The 15,357-nt window shown below is 50.7% G+C and carries 13 protein-coding genes; 8 read left to right on the forward strand and 5 right to left on the reverse strand.

Annotated elements, in window-relative coordinates:
• Nucleotides 1-112: 112 nt before the first annotated feature.
• Entirely contained in the window at nt 113-1,417 is a 1,305-nt protein-coding gene (locus R2X38_RS20890) for a hypothetical protein (RefSeq protein WP_317524286.1), read from the forward strand.
• Nucleotides 1,418-1,423: 6 nt separating this feature from the next.
• On the opposite strand, the gene R2X38_RS20895 is transcribed toward R2X38_RS20890, so the two are convergent.
• Both R2X38_RS20895 and metK read right to left on the reverse strand, forming a co-directional pair.
• The gene (locus tag R2X38_RS20895) at nt 1,424-1,918 is read right to left on the reverse strand and encodes a SprT family zinc-dependent metalloprotease (RefSeq protein WP_317524287.1); all 495 of its coding nucleotides are present in this window, start codon (nt 1,916-1,918) and stop codon (nt 1,424-1,426) included.
• 374 nt (nt 1,919-2,292) lie between these two features.
• Nucleotides 2,293-3,447 carry a methionine adenosyltransferase gene (gene metK / locus R2X38_RS20900; protein WP_107300889.1) on the reverse strand — a complete coding sequence of 385 codons (1,155 nt, stop codon included), beginning with the start codon at nt 3,445-3,447 and terminating at the stop codon, nt 2,293-2,295.
• A gap of 408 nt (nt 3,448-3,855) precedes the next feature.
• Here metK and tkt point away from each other — a divergent pair, with 408 nt between their 5' ends.
• The 5 genes from tkt (at nt 3,856) to mscS (ending at nt 10,840) form a co-directional block, all read left to right on the forward strand.
• Nucleotides 3,856-5,850, forward strand: coding sequence for a transketolase (tkt, locus tag R2X38_RS20905; protein ID WP_317524288.1), 1,995 nt, complete (start codon nt 3,856-3,858; stop codon nt 5,848-5,850).
• A gap of 274 nt (nt 5,851-6,124) precedes the next feature.
• Nucleotides 6,125-7,168: an erythrose-4-phosphate dehydrogenase gene (gene epd, locus R2X38_RS20910; RefSeq protein ID WP_317524289.1), complete on the forward strand. Its 1,044-nt coding sequence runs from the start codon at nt 6,125-6,127 to the stop codon at nt 7,166-7,168.
• A gap of 83 nt (nt 7,169-7,251) precedes the next feature.
• Nucleotides 7,252-8,415 carry a phosphoglycerate kinase gene (locus tag R2X38_RS20915; protein ID WP_317524290.1) on the forward strand — a complete coding sequence of 388 codons (1,164 nt, stop codon included), beginning with the start codon at nt 7,252-7,254 and terminating at the stop codon, nt 8,413-8,415.
• Nucleotides 8,416-8,565: 150 nt separating this feature from the next.
• Nucleotides 8,566-9,642 carry a class II fructose-bisphosphate aldolase gene (gene fbaA / locus R2X38_RS20920; RefSeq protein ID WP_317524291.1) on the forward strand — a complete coding sequence of 359 codons (1,077 nt, stop codon included), beginning with the start codon at nt 8,566-8,568 and terminating at the stop codon, nt 9,640-9,642.
• 274 nt (nt 9,643-9,916) lie between these two features.
• The gene (mscS, locus tag R2X38_RS20925; protein ID WP_317524292.1) at nt 9,917-10,840 is read left to right on the forward strand and encodes a small-conductance mechanosensitive channel MscS; all 924 of its coding nucleotides are present in this window, start codon (nt 9,917-9,919) and stop codon (nt 10,838-10,840) included.
• Nucleotides 10,841-10,901: 61 nt separating this feature from the next.
• Here the strand turns inward: mscS and R2X38_RS20930 are convergent, their stop codons facing one another.
• Complete coding sequence (locus R2X38_RS20930) at nt 10,902-11,408, reverse strand: YbaK/EbsC family protein (protein WP_317524293.1); 507 nt, start codon at nt 11,406-11,408, stop codon at nt 10,902-10,904.
• Nucleotides 11,398-12,030, reverse strand: coding sequence for a LysE/ArgO family amino acid transporter (locus R2X38_RS20935; RefSeq protein ID WP_317524295.1), 633 nt, complete (start codon nt 12,028-12,030; stop codon nt 11,398-11,400). The genes R2X38_RS20930 and R2X38_RS20935 overlap by 11 nt, the downstream gene beginning before the upstream one ends.
• Nucleotides 12,031-12,206: 176 nt before the next feature.
• Here R2X38_RS20935 and R2X38_RS20940 point away from each other — a divergent pair, with 176 nt between their 5' ends.
• Together R2X38_RS20940 and R2X38_RS20945 are read left to right on the forward strand one after the other, a co-directional pair.
• Nucleotides 12,207-13,103, forward strand: a complete 897-nt coding sequence (locus R2X38_RS20940) for a LysR family transcriptional regulator ArgP (protein ID WP_317524296.1) — start codon at nt 12,207-12,209, stop codon at nt 13,101-13,103.
• 104 nt (nt 13,104-13,207) lie between these two features.
• Nucleotides 13,208-13,906, forward strand: a complete 699-nt coding sequence (locus R2X38_RS20945) for an oxidative stress defense protein (RefSeq protein WP_317524297.1) — start codon at nt 13,208-13,210, stop codon at nt 13,904-13,906.
• A 174-nt stretch (nt 13,907-14,080) separates the two neighbouring features.
• On the opposite strand, the gene serA is transcribed toward R2X38_RS20945, so the two are convergent.
• Nucleotides 14,081-15,310, reverse strand: a complete 1,230-nt coding sequence (gene serA / locus R2X38_RS20950; protein ID WP_317524298.1) for a phosphoglycerate dehydrogenase — start codon at nt 15,308-15,310, stop codon at nt 14,081-14,083.
• Nucleotides 15,311-15,357 lie beyond the last annotated feature (47 nt).

Consider the following 15,357-nt stretch of genomic DNA (forward strand, 5'->3'; position numbering starts at 1 on the left):
CCCGCTGTTTCTGAACAGCTGGTGTCTCGCGTTTTTGTGCTTGCAGGGTTGTGCGATGCCGTTGATTATATATCATATGCAAGTTGTTGCTATTTTAGACAAGGAACGTTAGATGAAAAAGCAGTTAATAACCATAGCGCTGTCCAGCCTGGTGATTCTGTCCGGCTGCGGGGGAGGCGGCGGTGGCAAGGCGCAGGACAGAAGCGCCAACATAGATGGTGATCCCGCCCTGGAGCTGCTGCGGGCATACCAATCCGACAGCCCGTCGGCAGCAGCGGCTCTTGACTGCGTTACCCTGTACAAAAAGAACCAATCATGTCTGGTCAGCGATATTGCTCCGCTGGGTTATGTCACCAGCCAGAATGTCACGGTCGAAGACATTGCGGCCAGGCTGGTGGTTTCGCATGCTTGGATGGGCGACAACTTCGTGTCCGCACTGCGCGAGATGCCGCAGGACTTGTTGAACTTGTTCCGTTCGGTCAATGCTGTGGTGCTGAGTTACGAGGTGCGGCCATCGTTTTATCACTCGGGGACGGCCAGCCTGTATATCGACCCGCGTTATCTCTGGCTGTCGGACAGCCAGTGGCGGGATATCTACCAGCAGGACGACTACCGCGATGCCTACCAGTCACAGTTGAAGTTTATCACCGCCAACCGTTATCTCGACCCCTATGGCGATTATGTACTGACCAGCAACACCTATGATGTAGATTATAACGCCAGTCGAAACCTCGAGCAGATCACCAGGGGGCTTTACCGCCTGCTGGCCCACGAACTGGCCCATGCCAATGACTATCTGCCGCAGGATACACTGGCAGATTTGGATACTAGCCAGACAGTTTGGTGGAATATCCAGAGACGGATCCCAGCCAACAGTGAGCTCAACCGAGATCAACCACTAAGCTCGACAATGCTGCACCAAATGGCGCAAGTCTCTTTTCGTGGAGAGAAGCCAACCCAAGAACAACTTCAGTTTGATGCTGCGACTATGGGGAACGAGTTCGAGTTTGATGGTGCGGCAGATTTTTACGCCTATTCCAGTCAGGCTGAAGATGTCGCCATGCTGTTCGAGGCTTTTATGATGCATAAGGAATATCAAGCGACTTCTGATGTTGCATTCCTTGTGGAGCCAACTGTTTCCGATCCTAATTGTGATGATTACAAAATCGGTTGGGGGCAGCGTGACCGACTGGCCGACAGCCTCGTGAAGGCGAGGGCCAAGCAGGTTGCCGAGCGTATCTTGCTGCGGGATCTGGGTACCGAATTTAGCCATATCGATGAAAATACGGATCCACTGCCTTTTGGTGCCGGTTGGTGTGAGGCGCAGTCGTATTTTGTGTCGGGCAAGCCAATAATAAAAAGCGTGCAACAGGCGCAGAGCCGGTTTTTTTTCCGCGATGATTTCAGTCGCGAGTAACCAAGCTTAAAGCGTTCCTTGTTGCTGGAAGGCCAGTGTGTGACCACACTGGCGGCAGCGGTAGTGGGCTTGGCCGCGCTGGACTTTGTTGTGGCGGCGGACCGTCATTTGGTGTTCGCTGCACTGGCAGCGGTAAAGAAATGTCTGGCCCTGTACCGAGCTGACATCGAAGCTGTGGGTGGTACGTGGTGCCACCCCGAATACCTCCTGCATGATGACCTGCCACTCCCGGCCATGCGGCCGAACTTTGCCAAACAACTTGAATACCACCAGGTGGGCCACTTCATGCGGTACTACCTCATTGAGGAAAGCGTCCGGATTCTCATTAAGCAGCACCGGGTTAAAGCGTACCTCCCAGCCTTGCAACCGGGCACTACCGGCAATCTTCCCGCGTTGGGTAAAGCGAACTTCAGGTATCGCCAAACGCTTGTTGAGGCGTCGGTTGGCCTGGGCAATACATTGCTTAACGCGGTCGATTACTTGGTGTTGCAGGGCGGTCATGTTCATTCCAAGGAGGCTGGCTGGTGGAGCAGGGGAGTATAGGTGGAAGAGCGGCCAGAGGCTAGAGGGGCGGGGGGAGAGACGCTGGGCTTTGGGGAAAGCGATAGTTAGGTACTGTGATCCTATGGTTCTATGGCCCTATGGGGAAAAGCGGAGCGATGGAAAAGATAAGTACTTAGGTCTGTGAGGGAAATTGGCAGTGTTAATTTATCTTTGACGCGTAGTTTGACTGTGAAATGTAGTTTGGGGAGTCATCTTGCAGAACCGCAGAACCGCAGAACCGCAGAACCGCAGAACCGCAGAACCGCAGAACCGCATCTTTAAAAACCAAAAAAGGAAGCCGAAGCTTCCTTTTTTCAATCAAACCCGGGCGCTTACTTGATGTTAGCGAAGTCGCGTAGGATGTCGGCTTTGTCTGTTTTTTCCCATGGGAACTCTTCACGACCGAAGTGACCGTATGCCGCTGTTTTCTTGTACATTGGCTTCAATAGGTCAAGCATTTCGATCAGGCCGTACGGGCGTAGGTCGAAGTGCTGGCGTACTGCTTCTACGATAATGTCGTGAGAAACTTTTTCGGTACCGAATGTCTCGATCATGATAGATGTTGGATCAGCAACACCGATAGCGTAAGAAAGCTGGATTTCACAACGGTCAGCCATGCCAGCTGCGATGATGTTCTTCGCTACGTAGCGTGCCGCGTATGCTGCAGAACGGTCAACTTTCGATGGATCTTTACCAGAGAATGCACCGCCACCGTGACGTGCTGCGCCGCCGTAGGTATCAACGATGATCTTACGACCAGTCAGACCACAGTCACCCATTGGGCCACCGATAACGAAACGGCCGGTTGGGTTGATGAAGTACTTGGTGTCTTTGTTCAGCCACTCTGAAGGTAGAACTGGCTTGATGATCTCTTCCATGACTGCTTCTTGCAGTACTGGTAGCTCAATGCTGTCGCAGTGCTGGGTAGATAGTACTACTGCATCGATACCAACGATTTTGCCTTGATCGTAGGCAAACGTCACCTGGCTTTTCGCATCTGGGCGAAGCCAAGGTAGGGCGCCGTTCTTACGGACTTTTGCCTGGCGCTCTACTAGGCGGTGGGCGTAAGTTACAGGCGCTGGCATCAGTACGTCAGTTTCGTTGGTCGCGTAACCGAACATGATACCCTGGTCACCAGCACCCAGCTCGCGTGGGTCTTCACGGTCAACACCCTGGTTGATGTCTGGAGACTGCTTGCCGATTGCGCTTAGTACCGCACAAGAGTTAGCGTCGAAGCCCATGTCTGAGTGGGTGTAGCCGATTTCGCGAACGGTTTCGCGAGTTAGCTCTTCGATATCAACCCAAGCAGAGGTCGTGATTTCACCACCAACCATTACCATACCGGTTTTTACGTAAGTCTCACACGCAACACGTGCTTTCGGATCTTGCTCTAAGATCGCATCCAATACTGCATCTGAAATCTGGTCTGCAATTTTATCTGGATGACCTTCTGATACTGACTCAGAAGTAAACAGGTGCTTCGACATGAGCGCTCCCATAAATTTATGTGTTAGTTGATGTTCTCGGGCTCTTGAACCATGTTCCATGGTCACATACTTGCATACGGATATACGTTTGTATGTATAGAGCTACCTCCGTCTAGACGGCTATAATACTCTTTGCTGCTCGAAAATCAACTTGCAATAAGTAGGGGTACTGAAGCAAAACCACAAGCAAACGTTTTCCCTGTAACGCTTTTATTACAGTTAGTTGCCTTGCTTATTGAAGGGCTAATACCATCATTACCTTGATATAGAACTTATTTTTCTCAGGAAATCGTTTGCAGTTATAGCCCAGTCTTTGCGACAATACCCGCCCGCCGAACTGCGGCTTGCCTGAACCAATGACGGTGAGGGGGGCCGAATATTCAACGTCTACGAATTTCTGGAGCAGACATGTCTTCTCGTAAAGATCTTGCTAATGCAATCCGTGCCCTGAGCATGGACGGTGTTCAACAAGCTAACTCTGGCCACCCTGGTGCACCTATGGGTATGGCTGATATCGCTGAAGTACTGTGGCGTGGCCACATGAACCACAACCCACAAAACCCTGAGTGGGCTGACCGCGACCGCTTCATTCTGTCGAACGGCCATGGTTCAATGCTGATTTACTCTCTGCTTCACCTAACTGGCTACGATCTGTCTATCGACGATCTGAAAAACTTCCGCCAGCTACACTCTAAAACACCGGGTCACCCAGAATACGGTTACGCACCGGGTGTTGAAACCACCACTGGCCCACTAGGTCAGGGCATCACTAACGGTGTGGGTATGGCAATGGCTGAAAAAGCGCTTGCTGCCCAGTTCAACCGTGACGGCCACGACATCGTTGACCACTACACGTACGTGTTCATGGGCGACGGCTGTCTGATGGAAGGTATTTCTCACGAAGCGTGTTCTCTAGCCGGTACTCTAGGCCTAGGCAAGCTAATCGCGTTCTGGGATGACAACGGCATCTCAATCGACGGTGAAGTTGAAGGTTGGTTCTCTGACGATACGCCTAAGCGTTTCGAAGCTTACGGCTGGCACGTAATCCCAGCAGTAGACGGCCACGATGCAGACGCTATCAACGCGGCTATCGAAGCGGCTAAAGCTGATCCGCGTCCTACGCTTATCTGTACCAAGACGATTATCGGTTTCGGTTCGCCAAACAAAGCGGGTTCTCACGACTGTCACGGTGCGCCACTAGGCCACGACGAAATCGCTGCAGCACGCGAGTTCCTGGGTTGGAACCACGGTCCATTCGAAATCCCTGCAGACATCGCTGCCCAGTGGGATGCGAAAGAAGCAGGCGCAGCCAAAGAAGCGGCTTGGAACGAGAAGTTCGAAGCGTACGCAGCGGCTTACCCTGAGCTAGCGGCTGAATACAAGCGCCGTGTAAACGGTGAGCTACCAGCGCAGTGGGAAGAAAAAGCCAACGCAATCATTGCTGATCTGCAAGCTAACCCAGCAAACATCGCATCACGTAAAGCCTCTCAGAACGCACTAGAAGCGTTCGGCCAGATGCTTCCTGAGTTCATGGGCGGCTCTGCTGACCTGGCACCTTCTAACCTGACTATGTGGTCTGGTTCGAAGTCGCTAGAAGCGAACGACTTCTCTGGCAACTACATCCACTACGGTGTACGTGAGTTCGGCATGACAGCGATCATGAACGGCATCGCGCTACACGGTGGTTTTGTACCATACGGTGCAACCTTCCTAATGTTCATGGAATACGCGCGTAACGCAATGCGTATGGCGGCACTGATGAAAGTGCAGAACATCCAGGTTTACACTCATGACTCTATCGGTCTGGGTGAAGATGGCCCGACTCACCAGCCGGTTGAGCAGATGGCATCTCTACGCCTGACGCCGAACATGAGCACATGGCGCCCATGTGATCAGGTTGAGTCTGCAGTAGCATGGAAACTGGCTATCGAGCGCAAAGACGGCCCAACGTCTCTGATCTTCTCGCGCCAGAACCTAGCCCAGCAGGCGCGCAGCGAAGCGCAGGTTGCTGACATCGCTAAGGGTGCTTACATCCTGAAAGATTGTGAGGGCAAGCCTGAGCTTATCCTTATCGCAACGGGTTCTGAAGTGGAGCTAGCGGTAGAAGCGGCTGCACAGCTAACCTCAGAAGGTAAGCAAGTACGCGTTGTTTCAATGCCATCAACTGATGCATTCGACAAACAGGATGCGGCTTACCGTGAAGCGGTTCTGCCATCAGACGTCACTGCACGCGTTGCTATCGAAGCCGGTATTGCTGACTTCTGGTACAAGTACGTTGGCTTCAACGGCCGTATCATCGGTATGACGACCTTCGGCGAATCAGCACCTGCTGGCGAGCTATTCAAGATGTTCGGCTTCACCACTGAAAATGTGGTAAACACAGCCAAAGAATTGCTGGCATAAGCCAAGCTTGAATTAAATCGTTAGGCTCGTTGCGCAAGGCGATTTATTTCGAAGAATGAAAAAAAGACCCCGTCATGGGGTCTTTTTTTATATGAAATGGGATCCTTGTCACGCTATAAATTGCTGGTAAAGACCAGCACAAATACAAGGTTTTAACGCTAAGATCATAAAATATAAGATTTTTGTCCTCTTGGGTGACTCTGCTCACATTTATGGTGATTATCAGCAAGGCTTGTTATACACTATCGCGGCTTATTAATTTTGTAGCACGGATATGACACTAAAAGTCGCAATTAATGGATTTGGCCGTATTGGTCGCAGTGTGCTTCGCGCACTGTACGAGAGCGGTAAAGATCATCACATCGACGTCGTGGCGGTCAACGAACTGGCTGAGCCGGAGGCAATGGCTCACCTGCTGCAGTATGACACCAGCCATGGACGCTTTTTCAAGCCTGTCAGCCATGATCAGGAGCACTTGTTTATTGCTCATGAAAACGGCGGCAAGGACAGTATCCGTATTCTCCACCAAAGCGACATTCACCTATTGCCCTGGAAAGACCTCGACATCGATATTGTCCTGGACTGTACCGGCATCTTCGGCAGCCGTGCCGATGGCGAAGCCCATATTACAGCGGGCGCCAAGAAAGTGTTGTTTTCCCACCCTGCTGCAAATGATATCGACAATACCATTATCTATGGTGTGAACCATGACTCGCTCAAAGCTGAGCATCACATTGTCTCCAACGGCTCTTGCACCACCAACTGTATTGTCCCTGTTATCAAGGTACTGGATGAAGCCTTCGGGATTGAATCCGGCACCATTACCACTATCCACTCGGCGATGAATGACCAGCAGGTCATCGATGCTTACCACAGCGATTTGCGCCGTACCCGAGCTGCCAGCCAGTCGATTATTCCCGTTGATACTAAACTTCATCTGGGGATTGGTCGTATCTTTCCGAAATTTTCTGACAAATTCGAAGCCATCTCTGTGCGCGTGCCGACAATTAACGTTACCGCGATGGATTTAAGTGTCACTGTAAAAACAAATGTGAAAGTTAATGACGTAAATCAATCACTGGCCGAGGCGTCTCGTTGTACATTAGATGGCATAGTGGATTACACAGAAGTGCCACTTGTCTCGATAGACTTCAATCACGATCCCCATAGCGCGATTGTCGACGGTACCCAGACCCGTGTCAGTAACCAGCACCTGATTAAGTTGTTGGTCTGGTGTGATAACGAATGGGGGTTTGCCAACCGGATGCTAGACACTGCCTTGGCAATGCAGGCTGCCGACCAGGCTGCCGAGCAATAGATGTAAGAATTATTGGGCTTGGCAGTGACGCCGAGCCGTCAAAAACTTTGATTTTAAATTAATTAATGTTGAGAGGACAAACCATGTCTGTAATCAAGATGACTGATCTGGAACTTGCGGGTAAACGCGTATTCATCCGTGCTGACCTAAACGTTCCTGTGAAAGACGGTAAAGTAACTTCTGATGCGCGTATCCTTGCGTCTCTACCAACTATCAAGCAGTGCCTAGAAGCTGGCGCTAAAGTAATGGTTACTTCTCACCTTGGTCGTCCAACTGAAGGCGAGTACGCGGAAGAGTTCTCTCTACAGCCTGTTGTTAACTACCTAAACGACGCACTAGACTGCGAAGTTAAGCTAGCAAAAGACTACCTAGACGGTCTTGAGCTGAACGCTGGCGAGCTAGTTGTCCTTGAAAACGTTCGCTTCAACAAAGGCGAGAAGAAGAACGAAGAAGCGCTTTCTAAGCAGTACGCAGCACTATGTGACGTATTCGTTATGGACGCATTCGGTACGGCTCACCGTGCACAAGCATCTACTCACGGTGTTGGTACTTACGCTCCAGTAGCATGTGCGGGTCCTCTTCTTGCTGCTGAGCTAGAAGCGCTAGGCAAAGCAATGGACAACCCAGAGCGTCCACTAGTTGCTATCGTTGGTGGTTCAAAAGTTTCTACTAAGCTAACAGTACTTGAGTCGCTATCTAAAGTTGCTGACCAGCTAGTTGTTGGTGGTGGTATTGCGAACACATTCATCGCAGCTGCTGGCCACAATGTTGGTAAGTCTCTGTACGAAGCTGACCTTGTTGAAACTGCTCAAAAGCTAATGAAAGAGTGTGCAATTCCAGTTGCTACTGACGTTGCTTGTGCAAAAGCATTCGACGAGAACGCTGAAGCTGAAATCAAGAGCGTGACTGAAGTTGCTGACGACGACATGATTTTCGACCTTGGTCCTGAGTCAACAGCTGCTCTTGCTGAAATTATCGGCAACGCGAAAACTATCCTTTGGAACGGTCCTGTTGGCGTATTCGAGTTCAAGAACTTCGAAGCGGGTACTGCTGGCATCTCTAAAGCAATCGCTGAATCTGCAGGTTTCTCTGTAGCTGGCGGTGGTGACACCCTAGCAGCTATCGACAAGTTCGGTATCAAGGCTGACGTTTCTTACATCTCTACAGGTGGCGGTGCGTTCCTTGAGTTCGTTGAAGGCAAAGTACTTCCAGCGGTTGCAATGCTAGAAGAGCGTGCTAAAGCTTAAGTAATTTGAGTGCGGGAGTTCCGTCCAAAAGTACTCCCGCCTTTTATCTGATTGTGAAGAAGGCCGTGTTTTTGTAGAATGTGGGCGCTTCGCAAACGATTGCACAGATTTATATTTATATAAGACAACAAGGCAAATAGGACTATTGTTATGTCTAAGATCTTCGATTTCGTAAAACCTGGTGTTATTTCTGGCGACGACGTACAGAAAGTATTTGAAGTAGCGAAAGAAAACAAATTCGCTCTTCCAGCGGTTAACGTTGTTAACACTGACTCTGTAAACTCTGTACTAGAAGCTGCTGCTAAAGTTAAAGCACCAGTTGTTGTTCAGTTCTCTAACGGCGGTGCTGCATTCTTCGCTGGTAAAGGTCTGAAACTAGAAGGTCAGGAAGCACAGATCATGGGTGCTGTAGCTGGTGCGAAATACGTACACGCTGTAGCTGAAGCTTACGGTGTGCCAGTTATCCTTCACACTGACCACGCTGCTAAGAAGCTTCTTCCATGGATCGACGGTCTACTAGACGCGGGTGAAGAGTTCTTCGCGCAAACTGGTAAGCCTCTATTCTCTTCTCACATGATCGACCTTTCTGAAGAGTCTCTAGAAGAGAACATCGAAATCTCTGCTAAGTACCTAGAGCGTATGGCTAAGATGGGTATGACGCTTGAGATCGAACTAGGTTGTACTGGTGGTGAAGAAGACGGCGTTGACAACACTGATATGGATCAGTCTGAGCTGTACACTTCTCCAGAAGACGTAGCTTACGCATACGAGAAACTAAACGCTATCAGCCCACGTTTCACTATCGCTGCTTCTTTCGGTAACGTACACGGTGTATACAAGCCAGGTAACGTTGTTCTAACTCCAACGATCCTACGTGACTCTCAGGCATACTGTGCAGAGAAATTCGGTATCGCACCAAACGCGCTGAACTTCGTATTCCACGGTGGTTCTGGTTCTTCTCAGGAAGAAATCGAAGAGTCAATCGGCTACGGTGTTATCAAAATGAACATCGATACTGATACTCAGTGGGCAACTTGGGATGGCGTACGTGCGTACGAAGCTGAAAACCGTGACTTCCTACAAGGCCAGATCGGTAACCCAACTGGTGAAGACGCGCCTAACAAGAAATACTACGATCCACGCGTATGGCTACGTGCTGGTCAGGTTGGTATGGTTAACCGTCTTGAGCAAGCTTTCAAAGACCTTAACGCTATCGACGTACTATAAGTTACGTTTAGCTTAAAGCTTTGTAAAAACCCGCTTCGGCGGGTTTTTTTAGCCTGTCATTTGTTTGTGAACTTGCTCATGTTTTTGTTGGCGTTTTTTGAGCCGAGGGGTATTATCCGGCGCGAAAAAGAGCTTTCAAGGCTCAACAAAATTAATAAATCACTGTTATAGTGGTGATTGCATAAGTAATTTGTATAAACAGGCCTATGATTATTTGTGCCTCCCGCGGAGTTTTTTGTGGGAAAGGAAATAACATTTGCAGGATGAGAAAGGTATGAGTGAGAGTAGTGTTACAGATACCGTAACGGATACCGTCACCGGTGTTGCAGATACGGTGGTAGATACCATCAAGGATAATGAGCTAACAACAGGTGTGCTGAATGCAGGGACCTGGGTCGCGGACAACCAGGAGTTGTTGATCCAGTACGGGGTGAATATCCTGTCAGCATTGGTCATCCTGTTTATCGGTAATATCATTACCAAGAGCATCGCAAATGGCGTAGCCAAAATGCTGCGTCGCAAAGACATGGATGAAGCGGTCGTCGAGTTCTTGCACTCACTGGTTCGCTATCTACTGTTTGTTATCGTACTGATCGCCGCCCTTGGCCGCATCGGCGTGCAGACCGCCTCCGTGGTTGCGGTTATCGGTGCCGCCGGTTTGGCTGTTGGCCTGGCGTTGCAGGGCTCGCTGTCAAACTTTGCAGCTGGCGTGTTGATTGTTGCCTTCCGTCCGTTCAAGTCCGGTGACTTTGTCGAGATTGGCGGTGTGTCTGGCTCGGTCGAGTCTATCCAGGTGTTCTCTACCATTTTGAAAACTCCAGACAATAAAATGGTCGTGGTACCGAACGCGTCAGTGATCGGCGGCCCTATCACTAACTATTCACGCCATAAAACCCGCCGTATCGACTTGGTCATTGGCGTGTCTTACGATGCCGATCTGAAGCATACCAAAGCGGTCTTGAATCGGGTGATTGAAGCCGATGACCGTATCCTGAAGGATCCAGCGCCAACAGTAGGTGTACTGGCATTGGCCGATTCATCTGTGAACTTCGCGGTACGTCCGTGGGTGAATACCGTAGACTACTGGGCGGTATACTTCGACTTGATGCAGGCCATCAAGGAAGAGCTGGACAACGAGAACATTACTATCCCGTTCCCGCAAATGGATGTCCACCTCAACAAGATTCTCGAGAAGTAAAATTCGTATCAATAAAAATGGAGCCGCAAGGCTCCATTTTTTTATCCTGCTCTAACGGGCCTTATACTTCTGATTCAGCAGGTAAGGGCAAAACCTGGTTGGGTAAGGCAGTCAGCAACTTATCAAGATCTGAGGCGGCAAATGCAAAGGTCATATCGGGCTTGCCTGGTGTGAACATCAAGTCCTGGTAGCTGTATACGATAGGGTCAACTAGCAGGGTGATATCGGCAGGTAGACCGAAAGGGCACACTGCCCCCGGCGCGCAGCCAATGGCATCAATCATCTCTTCATGGCTACAGACTGATACCCGCTTGCCCAGTACCTGCTTGACCAATTTGCTGTTGAGTCGACTGTCACGGTGGGTCAGCAGCAGGCAATGGCCGCCCCCTTTGACCTTCATGAACAGACTTTTGGTCGGGGCCGCTGTCCAGCCGAGCTCCTTGCCAATCCGCTCATCTGCTTCGAAATCGAGGATCGGCTCGTGCTGCCATTGCTGGTAGCTGACATTGGCTTGGCTGAATAGCGCCAGATTAGACTGGTAGATATGTTCTATTTTCTCAGGCTGCATATTGACTCCATAATCCTTGCGCCAGGTGAATCGCGATGAAGAACATCATAGCGGCAACGGCCAGATCAATTCCGCGCTTTACCTTGGGTTTTGATAATGTCGGGCCCAATTTCGCGGCGCCCATCGACAGGGTATAGAACCAGACAAACGAGGCTAGAATAGTCCCGACGGCAAAAGCGACACGGTCGTTTCCTTCAAACTGTCCACCGATAGAGCCGAGGATCACCACCGTATCGAGGTACATATGCGGGTTCAATACCGTCACCGCCAACGCGCCAAGGATCACAGCACGACGACCACGGGCCAGTACCTGTTTGTTTTTCTCTTGCTCGGATGGCTTGCGCAGGGCGCTGCTCAGTGACAAGCAGCCATAAAAGGTCAGGAACAGGATCCCTCCGATTGTTACGCTGGTCAGCAGGGTTTCATTGCTTGATAGCAACGCACCACCACCGAAGATCCCAAGACTGATAAACAGGGTATCGAGGATACTGCAGACCGTTGCGGTCGTGAGATGATGGTTACGCTTGATCCCCTGGTTGAGTACAAAGGCGTTCTGTGCCCCGATTGGAATAATCATCGATGCCCCGAGTCCAAATCCTTGTAATAACGCCCAAATGCTCATTTTACTGCTTACCTTATCGTTTGATTTTTACAGCAACTCCCGTCTCTGGGAGGCTTGTTTGAATGTGATGACGCAAGCATACTCCTGCCATTAATGTTAAGTACAACTAATAAAATTTATGTAATATTAGAGTTTCTAATGATGCGGTTTTGTCGCCATAAAACGGGGAAAAAAGGATGCGGGGACTGGATTATCGGTGGATTGAAGCGCTCGATGCGGTGATATCGCAGCGTGGATTTGAGCGGGCGGCAGAGTACCTGTGTATTACCCAGTCGGCGGTATCACAGCGGATAAAACAGCTGGAAAAATTAATGGCCCAGCCGATGCTGGTGAGGGAACAACCGCCACGCCCTACCGCTGCCGGGCAAAAAATGCTGGGGCTGTATCGCAGGGTAAGGTTACTCGAACAGGAGTTGTTACCTGAGCTGACACCGGATGACAGCAGCCAGCCCTTATCCGTGTCGATTGCCACTAATGCCGACAGCTTGGCAACCTGGTTGCTGCCGGCACTCAGTCCATTGCTGCGCTCGCGGCGGATAGAGCTCAACTTAATGATTGAAGACGAAGCCCGTACCTTGGATAAGCTTCGAAGTGGCGAAGTGGTCGGGGCGATCAGCATGGAGTCCACCCCGATGCCCGGCTGTGTCGCTGATTACCTAGGCAGGGTAGACTTCCTTTGTGTTGCCAGCCCATCTTTTGCTGATAAGTATTTTGCTGAGGGGGTAAACCGCGACACCTTGCTGGCTGCACCCGGGGTGGCGTTTGATCATCATGATGATATGCATGAGCGCTTTATCCATCAGCATTTCAATTTGCCGTTCGGCAGCGTGATGAAGCATACGGTACGCTCATCTGAGGCATTTGTCCGGATGGCTGTCGAAGGGATTGCCTATTGTTTGATCCCACGGATCCAAATTCAGCAGGAACTCGATTCGGGCACGCTGGTCAATCTGACCCCCGATATTTTTCTAACCCGCCGAATGTACTGGCATCACTGGGCACTGGAGAGCGGGGTATTGTCAGACCTGTCTGAACAACTGACCCAATATGCAGGGAAGGTACTGCCTCAATAAAACAATGTACAAAAAATTTCTCATTTAAGGGAATTATTTGTCTTGGCCTGTTGTCATATGGACAAAGCATGAAAAAACAGACTCGGATAACAGGAATAAGACAGATGAAAAAACAACTTATCGCAGTGATGTTAGGGTTGGGTTTAATGGGCACCAGTGGTATCGCTGCGGCCTCGGTCAGTGTTCCGCATTTGCAGACAACCGGTAACGGTGAAGTGACGGCCCAACCGGATATGGCAGTATTTGCCGTGGCAGTAGAAGAAATCCGTCCGACAGCCAAAGAAGCCAAGCAAGCGGTGGATAAAGCGGTGGAAGCGTTCGTTGCACGTTTGCTTGACGAAGGCATCGAGCGTAACCAGATCCAAAGCGCGAATATCAGCCTCCAGCCTCAGTACCATTATCCGAAAGACAAAGAGCCGGAGCTCAAGGGCTATCGTGCCAGCCGCCATGTGACGGTGACGGTCAATGAACTGGATAACCTCAACACCTACCTAGATAGCGCGCTGGGCGATGGTATCAACCGAATCAACAACATCGAGCTCAAGGTCAGCAACGAAGACGAGTACTTAGAGCAAGCACGCCAGGCTGCAATCAAAGATGCTATTGCTAAAGCGGAATCATTGGCCAAAGGGTTTGGCGAGTCATTGGATGGTGTATGGCAGATCTCTTATCAGGCCAGCCAGCCACGTCCGATGATGATGCGTATGGCGATGGACGCTGCGCCGGAGAGTGCGGTGAGCTACCAGGACACCCAGATCACTATCCGCGACCGGGTCGAGGTGGTGTTTAAGTTGGAGGAGTAGGTTAGGCGCGAGGCAGTTGGCAAGGGGCGATAGGATAGAGCTAATACTTGAGCTAATGGGAGCTAAGTTTAATGTGTAATAGCCAATAGCCAATAGCCAATAGCCAATAGCCAATAGCCAGAATTAAAAAGGAGAGCACCTGCTCTCCTTTGTCGTTTAGGCTGTCTTTTTTGTTTAGTGCAGGATACGGGCGCGGATTGTACCGTCGATCGCTTTTAGCTTGGTAAGGGCATGCTCCGAGCGCTCGGTCTCGACATCGATAACCACGTAGCCGATTTCAGGACCGGTTTGCAGGTACTGGGCGGCGATGTTGATCCCTTCCGAGGCAAAGATGGTGGTGATCTGGTTGAGGATCCCCGGGCGGTTTTCGTGGATGTGCAGCAGGCGCGAACAGTCCTTGTGCTCAGGCAGCGATACCTCAGGGAAGCCAACGGCAGACAGGGTCGAGCCGTTGTCAGAGTATTTGGCCATCTTGCCTGCGACTTCCACACCGATATTGGCCTGGGCCTCCTGGGTCGAGCCACCGATGTGCGGAGTCAGTAGCACGTTATCGTATTTTGTTAATGGGCTATCGAACGGGTCGTTGTTGGTTTTCGGCTCAACCGGGAACACGTCGATAGCGGCACCGGCAATATGGTTGCTTTCCAATGCGCTGCACAGAGAGTCGATATCCACCACGGTACCGCGGGCGGCGTTGATGAAGATAGAGCCCGGCTTCATGCGGGCAAATTCCTCGGCACCCATCATGTCTTGGGTTTCTGGCGTTTCCGGTACGTGCAGGCTGATCACGTCACATTTGTTGAGTAGCTCGGTCAGCGATGGTACCTGGGTGGCATTACCCAGTGACAGCTTGTTTTCGATATCGTAGAAGTACACCTTCATACCGAGGTTTTCAGCCAGAATACCAAGCTGGGTACCGATATGACCATAACCGATAATACCCAGGCGCTTGCCACGGGCTTCGAAGGACTGATCGGCTGACTTGAACCACTCGCCGCGGTGGGCTTTGGCATTCTTCTCAGGGATCCCGCGCAATAGCAATAGGATTTCCCCCAGTACTAGCTCAGCCACACTTCGGGTGTTGGAGAACGGCGCGTTGAACACCGGGATACCGCGCTTGGCAGCGGCATCTAAATCAACCTGGTTGGTACCGATACAGAAACAACCGACCGCAATCAGCTTCTGGGCGGCGCTGAAGACTTCTTCGGTCAGTTGGGTACGGGAGCGAATGCCAACAAAATGGGCGTCTTCAATGGCGGAAAGCAGCTCGTCACCGGATAGGGAGCCTTTGTGGTATTCGATGTTGCTGTAGCCAGCCTGCTGTAGTACCTCAATTGCAGAAGGGTGAACGCCTTCTAACAGCAGGATCTTAATTTTGTCTTTTTCCAGTGAAACTTTAGCCATTGATACTCATCCTTAACGCTGGGGGCAGAGGGGCTCATGGAGCCAGG

The organism is Photobacterium rosenbergii (assembly GCF_033022775.1).
In the GTDB taxonomy this organism is placed as follows: Bacteria; Pseudomonadota; Gammaproteobacteria; order Enterobacterales; family Vibrionaceae; genus Photobacterium; species Photobacterium rosenbergii_A.

What these genes read in the sequence shown, in the direction of transcription:
- R2X38_RS20890 (WP_317524286.1), top strand. Translation starts at nt 113, where the DNA reads ATGAAAAAGCAGTTAATAACCATAGCGCTGTCCAGCCTGGTGATTCTG.
- R2X38_RS20895 (WP_317524287.1), bottom strand. Translation starts at nt 1,918, where the DNA reads ATGACCGCCCTGCAACACCAAGTAATCGACCGCGTTAAGCAATGTATT.
- metK (WP_107300889.1), bottom strand. Translation starts at nt 3,447, where the DNA reads ATGTCGAAGCACCTGTTTACTTCTGAGTCAGTATCAGAAGGTCATCCA.
- tkt (WP_317524288.1), top strand. Translation starts at nt 3,856, where the DNA reads ATGTCTTCTCGTAAAGATCTTGCTAATGCAATCCGTGCCCTGAGCATG.
- epd (WP_317524289.1), top strand. Translation starts at nt 6,125, where the DNA reads ATGACACTAAAAGTCGCAATTAATGGATTTGGCCGTATTGGTCGCAGT.
- R2X38_RS20915 (WP_317524290.1), top strand. Translation starts at nt 7,252, where the DNA reads ATGTCTGTAATCAAGATGACTGATCTGGAACTTGCGGGTAAACGCGTA.
- fbaA (WP_317524291.1), top strand. Translation starts at nt 8,566, where the DNA reads ATGTCTAAGATCTTCGATTTCGTAAAACCTGGTGTTATTTCTGGCGAC.
- mscS (WP_317524292.1), top strand. Translation starts at nt 9,917, where the DNA reads ATGAGTGAGAGTAGTGTTACAGATACCGTAACGGATACCGTCACCGGT.
- R2X38_RS20930 (WP_317524293.1), bottom strand. Translation starts at nt 11,408, where the DNA reads ATGCAGCCTGAGAAAATAGAACATATCTACCAGTCTAATCTGGCGCTA.
- R2X38_RS20935 (WP_317524295.1), bottom strand. Translation starts at nt 12,030, where the DNA reads ATGAGCATTTGGGCGTTATTACAAGGATTTGGACTCGGGGCATCGATG.
- R2X38_RS20940 (WP_317524296.1), top strand. Translation starts at nt 12,207, where the DNA reads ATGCGGGGACTGGATTATCGGTGGATTGAAGCGCTCGATGCGGTGATA.
- R2X38_RS20945 (WP_317524297.1), top strand. Translation starts at nt 13,208, where the DNA reads ATGAAAAAACAACTTATCGCAGTGATGTTAGGGTTGGGTTTAATGGGC.
- serA (WP_317524298.1), bottom strand. Translation starts at nt 15,310, where the DNA reads ATGGCTAAAGTTTCACTGGAAAAAGACAAAATTAAGATCCTGCTGTTA.